Raw genomic sequence first — 18,534 nt, 5'->3', positions numbered from 1 at the left:
GTAGGTCCCGCGGTCGAACGCCGACGGTCTCCAGCCCCGGCTGCCCCGCCGCAGCCGATGACCACGTTGATCTGCTGGCACGGGGACCACCGCACGGATGCCGCGCCTGCTCAGGTGATTGCGGATCACGCGGGAGGAATACGCCTAATGGGAGGCCATGATTACGTCCGGCCTGGTCCGGGGCCGTCCGCGGCGGCGCGCTGCACGTAGGCCGGCCATGACGTCCATGAAGATGGGCGCGTCGCCCGCCTGGCCGCCGGTCAGGACGAACACGAGCGGACGACAGCCACCGTCGGCGGCAAAACCCTGCCTCGGTGCGGGGCCAGAAGCCGCTCGCGAGGGCCACCTGAAAGTCGAGGGCCTCGATCACCGAGGCCAGAAGCTGTTCCGTCATCTCGACGTCGCGAGGGCCGAGATGGCCACGAGGGCGAAGGCCAAGCGCATGCTGGTCCAGCTCGACGCCTGACGGCCGTCAAGAACTCGCGGACTCCGACGGCTGATGCGGAACCGCTCCGTTGACGCTGGGCTCCGGAAGGGCTTCAGCCGGCTTCAGGACGCCGTTCAGCTCCGGGAGCTTCGCAGCGGAGAACTTCAGGATCAGGGCGGCCTGAAGGTGCGCCTTCAAGGCTGGGTCGTCGACCTCACCGAGCAACCGGACAGCTTGCCCCGCGTCACGCTCGGCCTTCATGTCTTGCTGGAGTTTCTCCCCTTGCTTCTCCAGATGCTTGAGCGCCGCGTCGGCACGCCGGTGGAAAAGGATGCTGATACAGCTTGTCAGCAGACCAGCCACACTCGCGGTGACTGAGGCGTACACATCTCCAGTGGTCTCCGCTCTGAAGATCGCGAGGCCGACGCCCGTGAGCAACACCAAGCCGCCCAGGGCCGAGTACGTCAGGCTCACACTGAAACTGCGGCGCGCCTGCACAAGGCCATGTGCGTAGTACTGCACCAACAGCTTGGCGAATCGCTGCTGAGAAGGATCTTCAGGAGCCGCTCCTTCGCCGCCAGGCCGATCATCGAACATGTGATCGAAGATCGCTGATTCTAGACGCTCTGCCTCTTGCTGCGTTTCGTCCTTCAGCCCTCGCTCACGCCAGTTCGAGAAGAACGTCGACAGCATCGACACGATCGCGCCGACCACCAGTGCTGCTGCCTCGCCACCCGCCCCAAAGCCCATCGCACCACGGTGTCAGAGTCTCAGCCGAACTGCCCCTGCTTCTCACAAGACCGTCTGACGGCCGTCAACTCATGACCGGTCACCCGTTGTCGGTGTGTGCCGCTGACGATCACCGATTACGCCTGGGCCGTGGTCTTCTGCTTGAGGCGTTCGTAGGGCATCTGGCCGCCGAGACCGCCGTGGGGGCGATGGTAGTTGTAGTAGTCCTCCCACTCGCGCAGCTTGTCGTTGAAGACTCAGCGTCGTCGATGATGACGCCGTCGAGAAGCCGGTAGAACTCCTCGGCGTCGATGCGGTGGGAGTGTTCGACCTTTCCGTTCAGCCGCGGCGTTCGAGGCTTGATGCAAGTGTGCGCGATGCCCTTATAGAGGACGTGCCAGTGGAACGCGGACTGGAACTCGGCGCCGTTGTCGGTCTGGATGACCTCGACCTTGAACGGCAGGCGTTGGGTGACGTAGTCGAGGAACTGAATGGCGGTGGCCTGGTTCAGCATCGGGTAGATGCGCAGGACGCGCAGTCGGGTGCAGTCGTCGACGGCGGTGAACTGGTAGTACTTATTGGGGCCGCCGCGCCTGCCCTGGGGTGCGGAGGCGAGCGGCTCGATGAACTTCACGTCAATCTGCACCCGGTGGCCGGGCAGCTGCTTCTCGTACCGCTTCCATCTGCGGTCATGCCGCTTGCAGCGCTGGGAGGTCGGCAGGCGTCCCATGTCCAGACGGTTGAGGATGCGCCAGACGCCCGACTTGCTGATGGTGACGTCGTGGTACCGCTTGAGGTACATGGCGATCTTCTCGGGCCCGAAGTGGTAGGTCTGCCGCAGGTAGATGATCTTCCCGACCACCTCGACATGGGTCGCGTTCGGAGAGGTCTTGGGCGCCTTGGAACGGGTGCGCAGGCCCTCGACGCCCTCGGCCTGGTAGTGGCGGTACCAGGTGTACGCCTGCCGGCTGATCCCGAAATACCGGCAGACATCGCGACGTTCCCGCTGACCTCTTCGACGTGGCGTATGACGGCCAAGCGCCGCTAGGCCTCACGGTCAAGCGGCGGGGCGGTCTGGGTGGACTTCGACATGCGGATCTCCGTAGTGATCGGAGACCCAGGTGTCAACGATGATCGTCAGTTTTAGACACTGCGCTGACGGTCCGCAGACGTCCGTACTCGTCCGCCGTTTGTCACGCAGTTAGATGCCTGACCTTTTCGTGACGAACTCCCGGCTGGGGGTCGTCAAGGTCTGAAAGTCCAGGCTTCCGGGTTCACACCGGTCGACCTGGGCCTTCGCTGTGCCCTCGGGCTGGTGGGTGCGGACGGTTTCGAACCGCCGACATCCGCCTTGTAAGGGCAGTCGTGGTCAGAAGCGAAGGTGCGCAGGTCGTTGCGGCCATAGGTGCGGTCCTGATCAGGCGACGCACCTCGACTGCGGCGAACCGCCGGTGACCGTGGTTGACCCCAGGATGTGGCACGACTGTGGCACGCATCTGGCGGGCACGGATGGGGATGGCAGACTACATACTGCTGCGTCTTGTGCACGGTTCAAGGGATGCGATCACTCTGTCATCCAGGAGTCGGAAATGCAGATTACGGGACTCGTCGTCTCGATTGTCGCTCTGCTCGTGAGTGGTGCCGCCGTTCGTTACACGACACGGACAGACAGGAGAGATGTCTTCTTGAGGCTGCACGAGACGCTGATTTCACCGGAACTGCAGAGAGGGAGAAGGGTGCTGTTCGATCTCTATCGTCGGCAGGGTGCAGTCGATGACCTCAGCCAGCAGGACTACGAACTCGCCAATCGAGCCCTGGCAAATCTAGATGTTGCCGCGTATTACTGCGAAAAGAAATATGTGAGCGAGCGAGATTTCTTGGATCTCTGGGCGCCGACTCTGGGCCGATTGAAGTACGCAGCAGCCTCTTTTATTGACCATCGGGACAGGATGTTTCCCGGAATCCCAGTTTGGCCTCATTACCGGCGACTCGTTAACCAAGCCGAGCTACGTCTCACCTCCTCTGGTATGGCCGCATCCGTTCTCTCTGATCGAAACCTGTAGTGCGTCAACTTGTCACGAGGGTCGGCGGAGTCTCAATGCCCAGCACCGTCCACCGACTGAGGACGACTCCTGTGCTGGACACAGAGTTTGAGGTCTGGCCTCATTCTTATCAGGTCGATAACAAGGGCTTGATCGTCCCCGTCGTCCCCTGGTACTCGCCTATTGATCGGTCGTGAAGGTCCGGCGTTAACCTTCACAGTTCGCGCTTGTTGGTGTCAGCGGTTGGTGTCAGACGCTGAGGCGGTCAAGCGGACAGCCTACTTCGGCCCTCGTTGGAGCCTACGCAGTTGGAACTGTCGGTACAGGTCGAAGAACACGCTGAGGAGCACCACCCCGGCAGCGAGCGCCCACAGGATGCTGCTTCCGTGGAGGTACCACCGCACACCCTGAACTAGCAGGCCGATCAGCAGGACAATGCGCGTGTAGGGCATTGCCTTGTCCAGCAAGCCGCCGGTCTCAAAAGGGTTCTTCATGATCATCCCTCCCGGGTCGGCACAGTACCTCTGGCGAAGTGGGGGCATTGAACCGGGGCTTCCTCGACAGAGGGCGCTGCGTAGGTGCGGGCCGCCGACCGGGCGCCGCATACCTTCCTTGGAAGATCGCGTACGTGGTCCACCGGTGAGCTGGGACGTCGCTGATCTGGGGTTACGCAACGCCTGGACCGTTGGTCCCCGCTACTCCCGCGCATGCAGCACCCCGCCGTGCTGAAACTGCTCAGCCAGTTCGGCTCCCCGGCCCAGATCCGCAGGGCCGGACGCCGACGGCTGATCACCCTGATCCGCCCCAAGGCTCCCAGGATGGCAGAACGGCTGATCGCCGAGGTCTTCACCGCACTCGACGAACAGACCGTCGTGGTCCCGGGCACGGATGCCGCCACGCTGATCGTTCCCAGCCTGGCCGGCTCGCTCCAAGCCGTCCTCGACCAGCGCAAACTCCTCGCTCACCGGATCGAGGAACTCCTGGAGGCCCACCCTCTTTCCCAGGTCCTGATGTCCATGCCCGGCATCGGCATCAGGACCGGAGCCCGCATACTCATCGACGTCGGCGACGGCACCAACTTCCCGTCCGCCGCCCACTTGGCCGCCTACGCCGGCCTCGCCCCGGCAACGAGAAGCTCGGGCTCCTCGATCCGCGGCGAACAGCCTCCCGTCGGGGAAACAAGCAGCTCAAGCGGACTTTCTTCCTCTCCGCCTTCGCTGCCCTGGCCGACCCGACCTCCCGCGCCTACTACGACAAGAAGATCGCCCAGGGAAAGCACCACACCCAAGCCCTCCTCTGCCTCGCCAGACGTCGGGCCGACGTGCTCTTCGCCATGCTCCGCGACGGCACCTTCTACCAACCACCAACCCCGATCACCCCTTGACCAAAGTCCCGGTGGCGGCTGAACGATGCGGCTCTTGGCAGGTCTGGGCCTTCGCGTTGGGGGCGGGCTAGCGCACGAATGTCTGCCGGGCACGTGCTTCGCCCTCGGCCTGGACGATCTGCTCGCCATTCGCCGCCGCGCGACGGTCGCCGGATGTGGGCGTAGTGTCCGGGTATGAACGACGCTCTGTGCGGCTGGCGTGGGGCTGCGCCGCAGGAGCCGATGGGGCATGACCGCCTGCACTGCCGGCCTGCGCATCGGCAGGTGGTCAGGCGTGCACGTCGCAGGGGGCAGCAGGCTGCTCAGGCGTGGGGAACGATGATGGCGGCTGGTGCTGAGCTACGTCTCCGGGGGCACGCCGTCACTCCGCGGGCGGTCCGGCAGTCGTCCCCGACCGGAGGAGTGGCGGGTTGGCACAGCGTCGTGCTGACGCGGGTGCCGGATCTGGCCGGCGCCGGCTGGGCGCAGATCGGTGCCGTACTTGGGATCTGTGGCGAGGTCGCTCGCGCTCGCTTCGGGCGCACGCGTGCTGCTGCTTCCGGCGTCCGCAGGAGGTGACGGACGTGCAGCAGCTTGCCGACTTCGCCCCTGGCTCCGGCTCTGGCTTGGAGCAGCTCGATGCTCCCCTGGCAGACGTCATGCGGGACACTGGTGCCTCGGTGGGCCTTCTGTATCTGCTGCCGCCCGGTGAGCGGGTACTGCAGCTGACGGTGATATCCGGGGTATCCCAGCAGATTGCAGCCCCCTGGGCGCGGGTCACGGTGGGCGCCCCCCTGCCGGCGGCGGACGCCGTACGACAACGGCGCATGGTGTGGCTCAGCAGCCAGGAGGAGGTGGCACGCTGCTACCCTCAGCTGGCGCTCGTGCTGCCCTACGAATTCATGTTGGCTGCTGCCCCGGTCAGCTGTGGCACCACTGTGTGGGGTGCCCTGGTGCTGCTGTGGCCTATCTGGCGTCCGCCGCAGCTGAGCTCACGTGAACGGGATGCGCTGAGCACGTGCTGCGAGTGCGAGGGTGTGCTCCTGCAGCAGGCTGCCGGCCGAGGGCAGCCGTTGTTGCCCAGCGACCAGCCGCGGGTTTTGGCCCCCGTGCGTTCCGGCCGCATGGTGTCGGGCGAGGCACCGCCCGCATTCGAATTCGCTGAACGGCTGCCGCAGGGCTGCTGCGCACTCGATCTGGACGGGCGCGTCACTTTCATCAACACCGCGGCCGGCGACCTGCTCGGCGCGGGGGTCGGCGCCTTGCTGGGCAGCCGTCCCTGGGAGAGCCTGCCGTGGCTGCACAACCCCCTCTTCGAGGACCGGTACCGGGCAGCGGTGGTCAGCCGCTGGCCCACCTCCTTCACCATGCTGCGCCCACCGGACCAATGGCTGTACTTCCAGCTCCACCCGGACGACAGCGGCATCAGCATCCAGATCACCCCGGTCCCGGCCGAGCACGCCAAGCCCACCATGCCGTGGCAGCACAGCCCACCGGCGCCAGAGGTCGGGGCGACAGCCCTGTACCACCTCACCCACCTGGCAGCCGGCCTCACGCAGGCTGTCGGGGCGGACGATGTGGTCGAGCTGGCCTGTGACCAGATCGTCCCCGCCTTCGGCCCCCAAGCCCTCGCCCTGCTGACCGCGGAGGAAGGCCGGCTGCGCGTCATCGGCACCTGCGGCTTCAGTGCCGAACTCACCGAGATCTTCGACTCCCAGCGCCTGGCCTCCGACACCCCTGCCGTCCGGGCCCTGCTCACGGGCGACCCAGGCTTCTACGCCACCTTCGCCGACCTCAAACGCGCCTACCCCCCAGCCGTTCACAAAGACGAGCTGCCCGCCTGCGCAACCTTGCCCCTGATCGCCTCCGGCCGCACCGTCGGCACGCTCATCCTCGGCTACGACCGGCCCCGCCCCTTCCCCGCGCCGGAACGCGCCATCCTGGCTTCCCTGGCCGGACTGATCGCCCAGGCCCTGGACCGCGCCCGCCTCTACGACATCAAGCACCAGCTCGCCCACACCCTGCAAACCGGCCTGCTGCCCCACACCCTGCCCACGATCCCCGGTCTGGAGGCCGCCGCCCGCTACCAGCCCGCCGGCCACGGCATCGACATCGGCGGCGACTTCTACGACCTCATCCCCTGCGGCGAAGCATCCGCAGCCGCGGCGATCGGCGACGTGCAGGGCCACAACATCACCGCCGCGGCCCTGATGGGACAAGTCCGCATCGCCGTCCACGCCCACGCCACCGCCGGCACACCCCCCGGCGAAGCCCTCGCCCGGACCAACCGTCTCCTCATCGACCTCGACCCGGGACTGTTCACCAGCTGCCTGTACGCCCACTTCGACCTCGCACACCACCGCGCCCGCCTCGCCACCGCCGGACACCCCCCACCCCTGATCCGCCACCCCGACGGCCACACCGAAATCCTCCACCTGCCCCCCGGCCTGCTCCTGGGCATCGACCCCGACGCCACCTACCCCACCACCGAGATCCCGCTCCCATCCGGCACCCTCCTCGCCCTGTACACCGACGGCCTGATCGAAACCCCCGGCACCGACATCGACGACGCCACCGCCGACCTCGTCGCCTGCCTCGCACAGGCGCCAGACGAGACCATCGGCGCCCTCGCCAACACCCTCGTCAACCACTGCCCCGCGACCCCACACCAGGACGACATCGCCCTGCTCCTCATCCAGGCAACAGCACCCCACCAGGCGACCTGAAACGCGGCACTTCAACCCCCGTGAAGCGCGAAGCCCCGCACCCTGTGCGGACGGAGCCGATGGCCGGTCTGCGGAGCTCCTGACAGGGTGTGATCAATCTCGGCACCAACCACGGTTCCATTGATCCCCGGGGCCGGAGTACGTCAGGGATCTACGACGCCTTCACCCGTCTCAGGCCGGGCTCAGCCGGAAACCTGGTCGCCCTGCACGTCGTGCAGGGAGGGGGCGTAGGAGATCCCGACGATCAAGCCGTCCGCCGTGAGAAGCCTGGCCACCGTCTGGCCCCACGGCTCGGTTCGAGCCTGGTGCACCAACTCGAAGCCCGCGCGCTGAAGCTCGGCACCGGCGGCTGCGACGGCTTCCGCGTTCTCCACCTCGAACTCGATCGATGCCTGCGGGACCACCCGGTCGGCGGGCCACTGGGGTGTGCCGAAGCATGCCGCGGCTGCTTGCGAGAGCGGCCACAGACCGAAGTGCTTGCTGCCGGGGACGCTCCCGCTGGAGTAGTAGCCGTTTCCTTCCCCCTCCAGAGGGAGGCCAAGAACCTCGATGAACAGCTTGCGGCTCAGCGACGGGTCGGCAACGACCACCGCCACGCTCGTGATGAAGAGAACGTCCATGTCGGCACTCCCTGGTCCGACCGGGCTGCGGGGGCCGGAGATAGGGCCTCGTCGGCACCGCTTTCAGCGGCCGGCTCCCGCCCAACCTAGCCGCCGGCTCCCCACGGGCCGAGACGCCCGCGCCAACAACAGCCTTGAGTCACCCATCAGGCTGGCTCACCGCTCACCTCGAAAGATCACGCATGGCGACGGACACCACCGCGAGGATCACCGTGGTCACCGCGATGGCGACCATCACCACCCGCCCATTCCACGACTTGGGCCGCAGCTTCCCACGTGCCCGCTCGGCGACACTGCTGTGATCATAGGATTCGGTCGGGAACCGGAAGGCTCCCGGCCGGGGCGCGCAGGGTTTTGCGCCATCATGGCGAGCATCCACGCACAGCCCAACGACCGGCCAGGAACAGAAGCTACTCACCCGGAACGATGGCGATCGTGCCGTGATTGCCCCCAGAGGCGACGCCACGGGCAAGGACAGCACATGACGACAGCCCCAGGCGACGCACCAGCCCCAACCGGACAGGACAGCAACAGCGACAGTGCGGATGCGGCCGCGCCACCGGCGGCCGCGGGTATCGCCCAGACCGTGGGCCGGGTCCTCGCGATGGCCGCCGCCGCAGCGAGCCCCTCGCGGCCCGGCGATGCCGCAGAGATCGAGGCCATCACCGACGCGATGATCCGGCTCCTGGTGGGGACGCCGCTGCGCTCCGACGGCCAGCCGACCATCAAGTCACTCGCCCAGGAAACCGACCTCAAGCGCAACAAACTCACCCACAAGCACACCGGGCTGAAAGACCTGTTCTACGCCCTGGTCCGGATGCAGGATGCACGCCCGAAGGTCGTCGACGACCTCAAGCGGAAGAACGACGAACTGCAGCACAAGCTCACCCGCCTTGCACGTCCTGGAGGCCGAGAACCAGCAGCTGCGGCAGTCCGCCGGCAGCGACGGTGTCGTTCGTGTCCTACCTGTCCAGCACCAGCCAAAGGGCTGACCGACGCATGCCCGTTCGAAGCACCGTACGCCCGCGACGCTAAAGCAGAACTGACCGACTGACGACGTCGGCTCCGGCCCACGTCGAATAACGCGAGCCGGAGCCAAACGGGACACGGGAAGGTGATGCTGGTCAGTCCACGGACCGCACGGTGGGCATGGCGAGGGCGACCGGTCCCGTGCCGGAGCCGCTCTTGCAGGAGTCGTGGCAGTCCTTCTCCAGGCTGCAGCACAGTGAGCAGATCGCCCCGGCGTGGAAGGGGCAGTTCGCCACGTCCGGCCGCTCGAAGTCGGTCGTGCACACGGTGCAGGTCAGCATGACCGCGGAGGGCAGGCCGTCCGCCCCGAGCAGCGGCTCCTCCAGGTCGTCGACGCGGGCGATGTAGTACTTGCCCTTCGTGAGCACCGCGAACAGCGGTGAGAGGACCATCGCGAGGAACAGGGCGATGAAGGGGGAGTATGCCTTGCCGTAGTCTCCGAACGCCTCGAAGTAAGCCGCGATGGAGACGGCCGAGGCGATGAGCATGGATCCGAAGCCGACCGGGTTGAAGTTGTACAGGTGCGCGCGCTTGAACTCGATGTACGAGGGACTGAGCTTCAGCGGTTTGTTGATGACGAGGTCGGCGACGACCGCGCCGATCCAGGCGATGGCGACGTTGGAGTAGAAGCCGAGGACGGTGTTGAGGAAGCCGAAGACGCCGCCCTCCATCAGGGCCAGCGCGATGCCGACGTTGAGGAAGATGTAGACGACCCGGCCGGGGTGGCGGTGGGTGAGGCGGGAGAAGAAGTTCGACCAGGACAGCGAACCGGAGTACGCGTTCGTGGAGTTGATCTTTATCTGGGACAGGATCACGAAGAACGTGGCCAGGCCCAGGGCGACGGGTGCGGCGAAGGTCTTGAAACCGTGGACGTACTGCTGGATGGGCTCGTTGGCCTTGGACAGGCCCACGCTGCCGGCGATGTAGAAGGCGAGGAAGGCCCCGCCGATCTGCTTGGCCGCGCCGAGCACCACCCAGCCCGGGCCGGCGGAGAGGACTGCCCCCCACCACTTCCTGCTGTTCTCGGGCGTCTTGTCGGGCATGAAGCGCAGGTAGTCGACCTGCTCGCCGATCTGGGCGATCAGCGACAGGGCCACGCCCGCGCCCGCGCCGACGCCGAGCATGCTGATGCTCGAGCCGGTGGGAGAGTTGCCGGCGAAGTGCGTGAACTGCGAGAACTTGTCCGGCTCCTGGATGGCGATGGACACGAACGGCGCGACCATCAGCACCAGCCACACCGGCTGCGTCCACACCTGCATCTTCGACAGCGCCGTCATGCCGTAGATGACCAGCGGCAGGATGATCAGCGAGCAGATCAGATAGCCGACGGCGAGCGGGATGTGCAGCCCCAGTTCCAGGGCCTGGGCCATGATCGAGCCTTCGAGGGCGAAGAAGATGAAGGTGAAGCTGGCGTAGATGACCGAGGTGAGCGTGGATCCGAGGTAGCCGAAGCCGGCGCCCCGGGTCAGCAGGTCCATGTCGATGGAGTACTTCGCCGAGTAGTACGAGATCGGGATGCCGGTCAGGAAGATGACGACCGCGGCGGCGAGGATCGCGACCATCGCGGAGGAGAAGCCGTTGGAGATGGCGATCGAGCCGCCGATGGCGAAGTCGGCGAGGTAGGCGATGCCACCGAGTGCCGTGGTGGCCACCACGTAGGGGGTCCAGCGGCGGAAGGACTTCGGAGCGTAGCGCAGGGAGTAGTCCTCCAACGTGTCGTTCTGCGCCCAGTTGTTGTACGTCCGTCCGCCCGTACTCACCGGCGGCGCTTCCTTGTCGACGATCTCCGTCACGACATTCCCTCTTCCCAGCACTGGGGACGACCCGGGCGACCCCGGGTGATTGCACGGAAGAGTCACGCCGCACTGTTTCTTGAACGTTTCGCTGCCTTTAAGGGAAAGGTCTTTAACGGGCCTTTATTCGATGCGCGTAGATAGCACGCCAACAGGAGCGAAACCGCGTGGGCCGGGGTGCCCGTCCATGGGCGACTGCGGCGAGCGAAGGGCCCGATTGAATACGGATGTCTCGCCTCCGCCAGATGCTTCCCGTAGAAAGTATTTCTGTGGCAGGGTAATGTCAACGGCAGGGAGCGGGGTCAGAGTTGGGTGACGATGTGGAAGTCGAAGGCATCCGCCCGTGCCAGGTACAGCCGTTGGGTGAGATGGTTGCCGCGCAGCCGCAGTGCGCCGCGCGGGCCCTCGTAGGAGACCGTTTCGCCCACCGTGCACATCGCCCGCACGTCCAGCGACCGCGCCCGCTCGGCCAACGCCGCCAGCAGGCGTACCCCTTCGAAACACGACTCGCCCAGACTGCCCACGACAGGGGCATCCACACCGAACCGCGCCGCGTAACGGGCGCTGAAGTCCAGGCTCTCGGCGGTCGCGAGCGTCTCGAAGAAACCGGCCGTCGCCCACAGCCCGTCGGTGGCCTCGGCACCGGTGGCCAGCAGGATGTTCTCGTCCATATGGGTGCTCAGCCGCAGACACCGCTGGTGAAGGCCGTACGCGGCGAACGCCCGGTTGAAGCGTGCCGCGTCGTCGCCGACCAGCAGCATCAGCACCGCGTCCGCCTCGCACCGCTCGATCCGGCGCAGCACCGGCCCGAACTCATGCGTCCCCAGCGGCACGAAGACCTCGTCGCGCACCAGACCGCCGCACGCCCGGACGTATCGCCGTGCGGCGCGGGCGGTCACGCGCGGCCACACATAGTCGTTGCCCACCGTGCACCAGCGTCGCGCGCCGGTCGCCTCGGCCAGCAGCCGCATCGCCGGCAGCAGTTGCGCGGCATCGGTCTCGCCCGTCAGGAAGACCCCGGGTGTGCGCTCGCCGCCCTCGTACTGGGCTGTGTAGACGTACGGAACGCGGCCCGCGATCCGCGGCAGCAGCGCCTGGCGCACGGCCGAGGTGTGCCAGCCCACCACCCCGTCGACGGCGCCCAGCGACACCAGGGCCTCGACCTCGGCCGCCACCCGCTCCGGCGATGCCCCGCCGTCCACCGTGACCAGGCGGACCTCCCGGTCCAACACGCCGCCCACGGCGTTCAGTTCCTCCGCGGCCAGTTGTGCGGCCAGCTCGCACGACGGGCCGAAGACCCCCGCGGGTCCCTGCAGCGGCACGACCAGGGCCACGACCAGCGTCGTGCTCGAATCGCCGTTCCCTCTGGGCGGTACCGGATGCACAGACCACCTCCGTGAGGGCACTGGGCGCGCGGATCCCGGTCCGGGCCCCGGCACCCTCGCGGAGGCTCGTAATCTGCCCGAACACTAGACCTATCGGAAGGACACCGGCAATGCCCTCCGAACCCTCCTCCCCGGACCTTGCCCACCTCCTCAGTCACGCCGAGCGACGCCTGGGCCGGCGCTTGGCCGCGGTGCTGGCCGAGGAGGGCTGCTCGGTGGAGGAGTGGCGCGTCCTGTCGGCCGTTGCCGACGGGCAGGGCCACCCGATGTCCGAAATCGCCGACCACGCCCTCATGCCGGCGCCCACTCTGACCAAGCTCGTCGACCGCATGGTCGCCGGCAACCTGGTCTACCGTCGGCCCGACCCCGACGACCGCCGACGCGTCCTGCTGCACCTCACCGCCCGCGGCCGCATCCTCCACCAGCGCGCCGCCCACCGCGTCCACTCCGACCAAACCCGGCTTCTCGACGCCATCGGTGACCAAGGAAGACTCGCCCAGCTCCTGCCTCTGCTCGCGGCAATGGTCGACGGGCTGCCTGCGGTGGCGCCCAGCAGGCCGCACAGTTGAACTTTTCGATCAATGGCCGCGGCCTCGCCCCTGTGTGGCGAAGTTGGGCCTGCGCTTCAGCGTCTTGGCGGTCGCGCGAGCGAGTTGGACGACTGGATTGGCGTGACAGTCGGCGGGAGGGATGAAGCCCTGCGCGCGCTCAGAAGGGGAGCGCGGCCAGGGTGCGGGCGGTGATTCGAGCGATGCTCGGTCATGAGCTGCGGGGGCGTGTCAGTCGGGGCCATTGCTGGGCCACCTCGTGGTGGCACACCCGAAATAGGAGGATCTGTTGGAGGACGTCGGGGAGATGCGCCGGGCACCTATCGCACGTCCGGGGCCTCTCGGACTGCTCCTGGGAACGAAGGACGGGGCCACCATCGACAACCAGTTTGCAACGTCCGCGCAGACGATCACGGTGACGATCGCACCAACCGACGGTCAGTTCACCACGCAACCGGTGCCCTGCCGGCCCAGATACACGGCCTCCAGCCGCAGCCGATCACTTGCCAGCTTTCCAGGACACGACAGGCAGGGCGTCGTCGGCCTCGGCGTGTGCGGCGGGCACCAGTCGGCATAGCCGCCCACCCGGCCGCATTCTGCGAGCAGAGTGACCCGCAGCGGCGGCTCCACCACGTGCGCACCGCCGCGCACCGGCGTACGAGGCCGGAGCGCGTGCGGATCCGGCGGTGTGAGCGGGGCGACGGCCACGTCGACACCGAACACGGGTCGCACACCGGCGGCCGAACAGGCCTTGGCGAAGCGGACCGCGCCAGCCACGGTGTCGCGGTCGGTCAGCGCGAGCGTCGTCGAGCCGCGCTCGGCCGCCCGCTGCACGAGCGCGTCGGGGAGGGAGGCGCCGTAGCGGGCCGAGTAGCCGGAGGCGACGTGCAGATGAGTAAATCCACGGCCCAATGCCTCCCGTCTCCCGCGACCCCCTGCCTGACCTGCGTCTCTTCAGGCATCTTCGGCTTGTCGTGCCCGGTGTGCCGCTCAGCGAGAGCTGGCCACTCGCTAGGGCCAGTGAGCACAAGCACCCATCACTGCCGGAGCGGCCCACGACCGGGATGCGCGCCATCTGCTGGTGAATGACTCTGGACACATGAAGGCCACGTGGTCCGGGATGATCCAGTTTGGGCTGGTCGCTCTGCCGATCAGGCTGTACGCGGCCACGGAGGAACATCCCGTGCGCCTTCACGAGATCCATGTCGCCGATGGCAGCCGCGTCGAGCACCGCCGCTTCTGCAAGGCCGAGAACCGGGAGATCCCCTACGAACAAGTCGGCAGGGGCTTTGCCCTGGCAGACGGGCGCGTGGTGCCGCTCACGGAGGAGGACCTCGCACGTCTGCCCTTGCCCACAAAGCGGACCATCGACGTGCTCGGCTTCGTGCCCTTCGAGGACATCGACCCGATCAGCTTCGGGCGGCCGTACTACGCCGGTCCCGGACCGGGCGCCGACCGCCCGTACGCCCTGCTCGTCGAGGCACTCGCCCGCACCGGCTACGTCGCCGTGTCCAAGGTCGCCCTGCGCAGCCGGGAGCGCCTGGCGCTGCTCCGCCCCCGCCACGGAATGCTCATCCTTCAGACTCTCCTGTGGCAGGACGAGCTGCGCGACCCCGGAGACCTCGCACCCTCCACGCCGGTCACCGACCGGGAACTGGAGCTGGCCGAAGTACTGATCCGAGAACTTACCGGCATCAACGTCGGCGAGGTACACGACGAATACGCCCACGCCCTTGAGCAACTCGTGGACGCAAAGATCACCGGCGGTGAGCTCGTCGAGCCAGCGGAGCCAGCGCCGGCGCTGGACCTGCTGGCAGCACTCGAGGCAAGCGTCCGGGCAGCCGAGCGGGCGCACGAGCGTCCCTCACCACGGCCTCGGCCATAAACCCTGCGGCTTCGCCGCGATCGCGGACGAATGCCGCACCCACGTGAACTACCTCCAGGACGCCGACTGCGTGTTCGAGGTCCTCGCCCGGCGCGGGCCGTGATCGTCTGGTGCCGGTTCGTACTGCCGCGCTTCGACCGGGCGAGGCGCTGTTCAGGGGTCTCCCGGGGTGAGGTTCTTGGGACGGCGCAGATCGCCGATCTGCTCGATCGGGAGGTCTCGCCAGCCAGCCGCGAGCGACTTCGCCCGGCGCGGCTCAAGCGAGAGTGCGGCGAGGGTGTCGTTGGCCAGAGCTTCGGGGTTCCAGTCCGGGTCAGCGTCGGTGCACCGCGGATGCGGCCGGGGTGACCGCCGTGATCTCGGCCAATCCCGTGACCGACTGGGGAACCCCAACGTGATCCGGGCCAGCAAGGGCACGGTGGTCGCCGTCCCGATCGCCTCCGCCGGCTCCGATGAGGTCATGAACTGGCTGGCCGAGCACTCGGTGAACGTGGTCGCCACGACGCCCGACACGGACGTTCTCATGGCGGACGTCGAGATGACCGGGCCCACGGCGATCCTCGTCGGCAACGATAAGTACGGCCTGTCGGACCAGTGGCTCGCCGGTAGCCACACCAAGGCGAAGATCCCGATGTTCGGCCAGGTGGACTCGCTCAGCGTCGCGGTGCCGGCCGCCCTCTTCACCTACGAGGCCGTACGGCAGCGCATGGCTTCGCGCAAGCACTGAGAAGAACCGCTCGTCAGCACTGAGAAGAACCGCTCACGGCGAGGGCGGATGTGACCGACGCGTCCCGCCTACCGGGCGCCGCGCCACTGCCTACTTGATGTGGCCCAGCAGCGCGGTGACGGCCGGAGACACCTGCCCGCGAGGGTGCACCACCATCACCTTCCAGGTCGGTGCGTTCCGGGCGAACCGGTGTGCCGGCAGGTCGGGAAAGCGGGCGGCCAGGGATTCCGGCATGATGCACACGCCGAGGTCCTGGCGGACCAGGTCGGTGGCGCCCAGAACGTCGTTGACCTCGAAGGTCGCGGTGCGGTCGACGAGGGCCGCGCGGAAGGCCCGGTCGACCGAGTGCCGGATCGCCCAGCCGACGGGGAATTCCACCAATGGCAGGCCCGCGACCTCGGCGAGGGTGACCGGTCGCTCGGGTTCCACGGCACGGCTCGGTGCCGTGATCAGGACCATCTCCTCCTCCTTCAGCACGCGTGCGGTCAGTCCTCGCTGCTGAGGACGGGCCAGTGCCACGACGGCCACGTCCGTGGTGCCGTCGCGCAGTGCCTGCAGGAGGTCGTCGGCCGACGCCTGGCGGAGCCTGACCGTCACCTGCGGATGCTGGTGACGGAAGGCGGCCAGCGCCAGGGCGAGGCCCGTGTACAGGCCCTGCATGACACCGATCGTGATCTCTCCCCTCAGCTCTCCTTTGACGAGGTCGACGGCGGCGCGGGCTTCCTCGGTGGCCCGCAGTGCGGCGCGAGCGGCGGGGAGGAACGCCTGGCCGGCCGGGGTGAGGGACACCCGGTGGGTGGTCCGGTGGAAGAGGGGTGCGCCGAGTTCGCGCTCCAGGGTGCGCACCGTGGTGGAGACCGCAGACTGCACCACGTGCAGGCGTCGCGCCGCCGCGCTGAAGCCGCCTTCCTCGGCGACCGCCACGACGACCTCCATCTGCCGAAGATCCATTCCGCCTCCGTACGACCGTCGGGCTGTGATATCTCAAACAGAGATTACCGTCATCTGCAGCCATCTCCTCCAAGGGGGAAGTAGCTGCTGGGGCACGAGGTTGAAGAGGTCGTCGGCAGCGAGGGAGCTGCCGGTGAACGAGGGAATCCGGCCCGGTGCCGGACGCCCGCCCTTGAAGCAAGGAGACGTCATGTCGAACAACGGCCTCATCGATCCCGCGGACGCCGCGGTCCTGCTGGTGGACCACCAGAGCGGCCTGCTGCAGATCGTCAACCACACCAACGTCCACGAGCTGCGCAACAACGTGGCCGTCCTGGCGAAGGCCGCCACCCTGGCCGGCGCCCCGGTGATCGCCACCGCGTCGGTCTCCGAGGGCCCCAACGGCCCCCTGATCCCCGAGGTCTTCGACAACGCCCCCCAGGCGACCTACGTCCAGCGTCACGGCGAGATCAACGCCTGGGACGTGGAAGGCTTCCGCAGCGCAGTCGCCCAGACCGGCCGTCGCACCCTCCTCGTCGCCGGCATCATGACCAGCGTCTGCGTCGTCGAGCCCGCGCTGGCCGCCCTCGCCGAGGGATACGACGTGTACGCCGTCATCGACGCCTCCGGCACCTACTCCGACGAAGCACAGCGGATCTCGATCGAGCGCCTCAGCCGCGCCGGCGTGAAGGTCGTCGACGTCCTCGGCGTGGCGGCCGAGCTGCAGAAGACCTGGGCCCGCGAGGACTGGGCCGCCTGGGGCGGCATCTACGCCAGCGTCAGCCCCGGCTACGCCGCCGTCATGGAGTCCGTGGCCCGCGCCCAGGCAGAGGCCACCGGCGGCGAAGGCGCCGGCGCCGAAGTCAAGTGGGCCCAGGCCCGCGGCCGGCTGGCCTGAATCCCTTCGCTGCCCCGGGCCGGTGGGCCCGGGGCAGCGGCCCGCTCCCCACGGCCGGTGTCGGTCCGAGACGTCGGCTGCCATTCCGTCACGAAATCGGAGCACCCCCATGTCGTTGTCCGCGCCCCGGCACGCTCGCCGGGCACCCGCCCAGCAGATCGCCGAGCGGCACTCGGCCCGCCGGCACGGGGCCGGGTTCTGGCTGATCGCCTCGGCGTTCGTCACGGCCATGGCGTTCTCCACCGTCCCGACGCCGCTGTATCCCCTGTACCAGGCACGCGACGGCTTCTCCACGTTCACCGTCACGATCGTCTTCGCCGTCTACGCCATCGGCGTACTGGCCAGTCTGCTGCTGGCCGGGCACGTCTCGGACTGGGTCGGCCGACGCAAGATCCTGATCACGGCGCTGACCCTCGAACTGGTCGCCGCCGTCATGTTCCTCACCGAACCGTCCCTCCCGGTCCTCCTCCTCGCCCGGCTGGTCACCGGCCTCGGCGTCGGCATGCTCACCGCGACCGCCACCGCGCATCTGCACGAACTGCACAGCGCGCACCGCCCCGGCGCCTCGTCGCAGCGGTTCGAGATCGTGTCCACCGCGGCCAACATCGGCGGCCTCGGCTTCGGCCCGCTCGTCGCCGGCCTCCTCGCCCAGTACCTCGACGCGCCGCTGCGCCTGCCCTACCTCGTCTTCGGCGCCCTGCTGATCATCAGCATCGCTGCGGTCGCGCTCACCCCCGAAACGGTCCAGGTGCAGTCCGTCAGGCCCGCCTACCGGCCGCAGCGCGTCAGCACCGACCACGGCGACCGGGCCGGATACCTGGCCGCGGCAGCCGCGGGCTTCGCGTCCTTCGCGGTCTTCGGACTGTTCACCTCGCTGGCCCCCGCCTTCGTCGGCGGCACCCTGCACCACCCCTCACGCGCACTGGCCGGACTGACCGTGTTCGCCGTGTTCGGCGCCTCCGCCGCGGCCCAGACCCTCACCAGCCGACTCGATGCCGGGATACGGAGGAGCATCGGCCTGTATGCCCAGGCCGCCGGAGTGGTCGCACTCGCCATCGGCATGCACACCGCCAACCTCACCGCGTTCATCGTGGCCGGCCTTGTGGCCGGTGGCGGCGCCGGAGTCCTGTTCAAGTCCGCGGTCGGCACCGTCGTCGCCATGGCCACCCCGGCCAAGCGCGGCGAAGCCCTCGCCGGCCTCTTCCTCATCTCCTACCTGGGCCTCGCCCTGCCCGCGATCGGCCTGGGCATCGCCACCCGCCACACCACCGTGACCACCGCGATGACCTGGTTCACCGGCGTCCTGCTCGCCCTGCTCACCACAGCCGGCCTCCTCGCCCGCCGCCCCAGCCACACCGACTGAGCACACCTACCGCTGCCGGGCCCAAAGACCCGTGCAGCGCCACGCCCGGCCGACTTGAGCCGACTCGAC

General features: G+C 68.0%; 16 protein-coding genes and 3 pseudogenes. 10 read left to right on the top strand and 9 right to left on the bottom strand.

Translation table 11 applies throughout. The features are described from left to right. Positions 1–217: 217 nt before the first annotated feature. On the top strand, positions 218–466 hold the full coding sequence (locus ABZ865_RS30045) for a hypothetical protein (protein WP_361237055.1): 249 nt from the start codon (positions 218–220) through the stop codon (positions 464–466). 6 nt (positions 467–472) lie between these two features. On the opposite strand, the gene ABZ865_RS30040 is transcribed toward ABZ865_RS30045, so the two are convergent. From ABZ865_RS30040 to ABZ865_RS30030, 3 genes and pseudogenes are all read right to left on the bottom strand, one after another. After that, a complete protein-coding gene (locus ABZ865_RS30040) occupies positions 473–1,177 on the bottom strand; it encodes a hypothetical protein (protein ID WP_361237052.1) in 705 nt (234 codons plus the stop codon). A gap of 116 nt (positions 1,178–1,293) precedes the next feature. Then, positions 1,294–1,398, bottom strand: coding sequence for a hypothetical protein (locus tag ABZ865_RS30035; protein WP_361237309.1), 105 nt, complete (start codon positions 1,396–1,398; stop codon positions 1,294–1,296). Between the two features lie 164 nt (positions 1,399–1,562). Then, positions 1,563–2,129 (bottom strand): annotated as a pseudogene (locus ABZ865_RS30030) (helix-turn-helix domain-containing protein); the annotation flags it as partial. A 616-nt stretch (positions 2,130–2,745) separates the two neighbouring features. On the opposite strand from ABZ865_RS30030, the gene ABZ865_RS30025 reads away from it, so the two are divergent. Further along, the gene (locus tag ABZ865_RS30025; protein ID WP_361237049.1) at positions 2,746–3,219 is read left to right on the top strand and encodes a hypothetical protein; all 474 of its coding nucleotides are present in this window, start codon (positions 2,746–2,748) and stop codon (positions 3,217–3,219) included. A 257-nt stretch (positions 3,220–3,476) separates the two neighbouring features. On the opposite strand, the gene ABZ865_RS30020 is transcribed toward ABZ865_RS30025, so the two are convergent. After that, positions 3,477–3,698 (bottom strand): hypothetical protein, encoded by a 222-nt coding sequence (locus tag ABZ865_RS30020; RefSeq protein ID WP_361237046.1) that lies wholly within the window; start codon positions 3,696–3,698, stop codon positions 3,477–3,479. A gap of 201 nt (positions 3,699–3,899) precedes the next feature. Between ABZ865_RS30020 and ABZ865_RS30015 the strand changes: the two are divergent. Together ABZ865_RS30015 and ABZ865_RS30010 are read left to right on the top strand one after the other, a co-directional pair. Next, positions 3,900–4,582 (top strand): annotated as a pseudogene (locus ABZ865_RS30015) (transposase); the annotation flags it as partial. 563 nt (positions 4,583–5,145) lie between these two features. Next, complete coding sequence (locus tag ABZ865_RS30010) at positions 5,146–7,287, top strand: SpoIIE family protein phosphatase (protein ID WP_361237043.1); 2,142 nt, start codon at positions 5,146–5,148, stop codon at positions 7,285–7,287. Positions 7,288–7,469: 182 nt separating this feature from the next. On the opposite strand, the gene ABZ865_RS30005 is transcribed toward ABZ865_RS30010, so the two are convergent. Beyond that, the gene (locus ABZ865_RS30005; RefSeq protein ID WP_361237040.1) at positions 7,470–7,907 is read right to left on the bottom strand and encodes a VOC family protein; all 438 of its coding nucleotides are present in this window, start codon (positions 7,905–7,907) and stop codon (positions 7,470–7,472) included. A 481-nt stretch (positions 7,908–8,388) separates the two neighbouring features. On the opposite strand from ABZ865_RS30005, the gene ABZ865_RS30000 reads away from it, so the two are divergent. Further along, positions 8,389–8,961 (top strand): hypothetical protein, encoded by a 573-nt coding sequence (locus ABZ865_RS30000; protein ID WP_361237037.1) that lies wholly within the window; start codon positions 8,389–8,391, stop codon positions 8,959–8,961. 70 nt (positions 8,962–9,031) lie between these two features. Here ABZ865_RS30000 and ABZ865_RS29995 read toward each other — a convergent pair whose 3' ends face one another. Next, entirely contained in the window at positions 9,032–10,729 is a 1,698-nt protein-coding gene (locus ABZ865_RS29995) for a hypothetical protein (RefSeq protein WP_361237034.1), read from the bottom strand. 302 nt (positions 10,730–11,031) lie between these two features. Continuing rightward, positions 11,032–12,114, bottom strand: coding sequence for a substrate-binding domain-containing protein (locus ABZ865_RS29990; RefSeq protein ID WP_361237031.1), 1,083 nt, complete (start codon positions 12,112–12,114; stop codon positions 11,032–11,034). A gap of 110 nt (positions 12,115–12,224) precedes the next feature. Here ABZ865_RS29990 and ABZ865_RS29985 point away from each other — a divergent pair, with 110 nt between their 5' ends. After that, complete coding sequence (locus ABZ865_RS29985) at positions 12,225–12,683, top strand: MarR family winged helix-turn-helix transcriptional regulator (protein WP_361237028.1); 459 nt, start codon at positions 12,225–12,227, stop codon at positions 12,681–12,683. A gap of 490 nt (positions 12,684–13,173) precedes the next feature. Here the strand turns inward: ABZ865_RS29985 and ABZ865_RS29980 are convergent. Next, positions 13,174–13,574: pseudogene (locus tag ABZ865_RS29980) on the bottom strand (PHP domain-containing protein); the annotation flags it as partial. A 187-nt stretch (positions 13,575–13,761) separates the two neighbouring features. Here ABZ865_RS29980 and ABZ865_RS29975 point away from each other — a divergent pair. Together ABZ865_RS29975 and ABZ865_RS29970 are read left to right on the top strand one after the other, a co-directional pair. Continuing rightward, on the top strand, positions 13,762–14,547 hold the full coding sequence (locus ABZ865_RS29975) for a Ku protein (protein WP_361237025.1): 786 nt from the start codon (positions 13,762–13,764) through the stop codon (positions 14,545–14,547). A 169-nt stretch (positions 14,548–14,716) separates the two neighbouring features. Further along, complete coding sequence (locus ABZ865_RS29970; protein WP_361237022.1) at positions 14,717–15,274, top strand: TrmH family RNA methyltransferase; 558 nt, start codon at positions 14,717–14,719, stop codon at positions 15,272–15,274. Between the two features lie 90 nt (positions 15,275–15,364). Here ABZ865_RS29970 and ABZ865_RS29965 read toward each other — a convergent pair whose 3' ends face one another. After that, positions 15,365–16,225: a LysR family transcriptional regulator gene (locus tag ABZ865_RS29965; protein WP_361237019.1), complete on the bottom strand. Its 861-nt coding sequence runs from the start codon at positions 16,223–16,225 to the stop codon at positions 15,365–15,367. A gap of 190 nt (positions 16,226–16,415) precedes the next feature. Here ABZ865_RS29965 and ABZ865_RS29960 point away from each other — a divergent pair, with 190 nt between their 5' ends. Both ABZ865_RS29960 and ABZ865_RS29955 read left to right on the top strand, forming a co-directional pair. Further along, the gene (locus ABZ865_RS29960; protein ID WP_361237016.1) at positions 16,416–17,102 is read left to right on the top strand and encodes an isochorismatase family protein; all 687 of its coding nucleotides are present in this window, start codon (positions 16,416–16,418) and stop codon (positions 17,100–17,102) included. A 109-nt stretch (positions 17,103–17,211) separates the two neighbouring features. Then, positions 17,212–18,465, top strand: coding sequence for an MFS transporter (locus tag ABZ865_RS29955; protein WP_361237013.1), 1,254 nt, complete (start codon positions 17,212–17,214; stop codon positions 18,463–18,465). The last annotated feature ends 69 nt before the right edge of the window (positions 18,466–18,534 follow it).

The sequence above is a fragment of the Streptomyces sp. NPDC047085 genome, assembly GCF_040643735.1.
In the GTDB taxonomy this organism is placed as follows: domain Bacteria; phylum Actinomycetota; class Actinomycetes; order Streptomycetales; family Streptomycetaceae; genus Streptomyces.
This window is presented reverse-complemented; position numbering and strand designations above follow the sequence as displayed.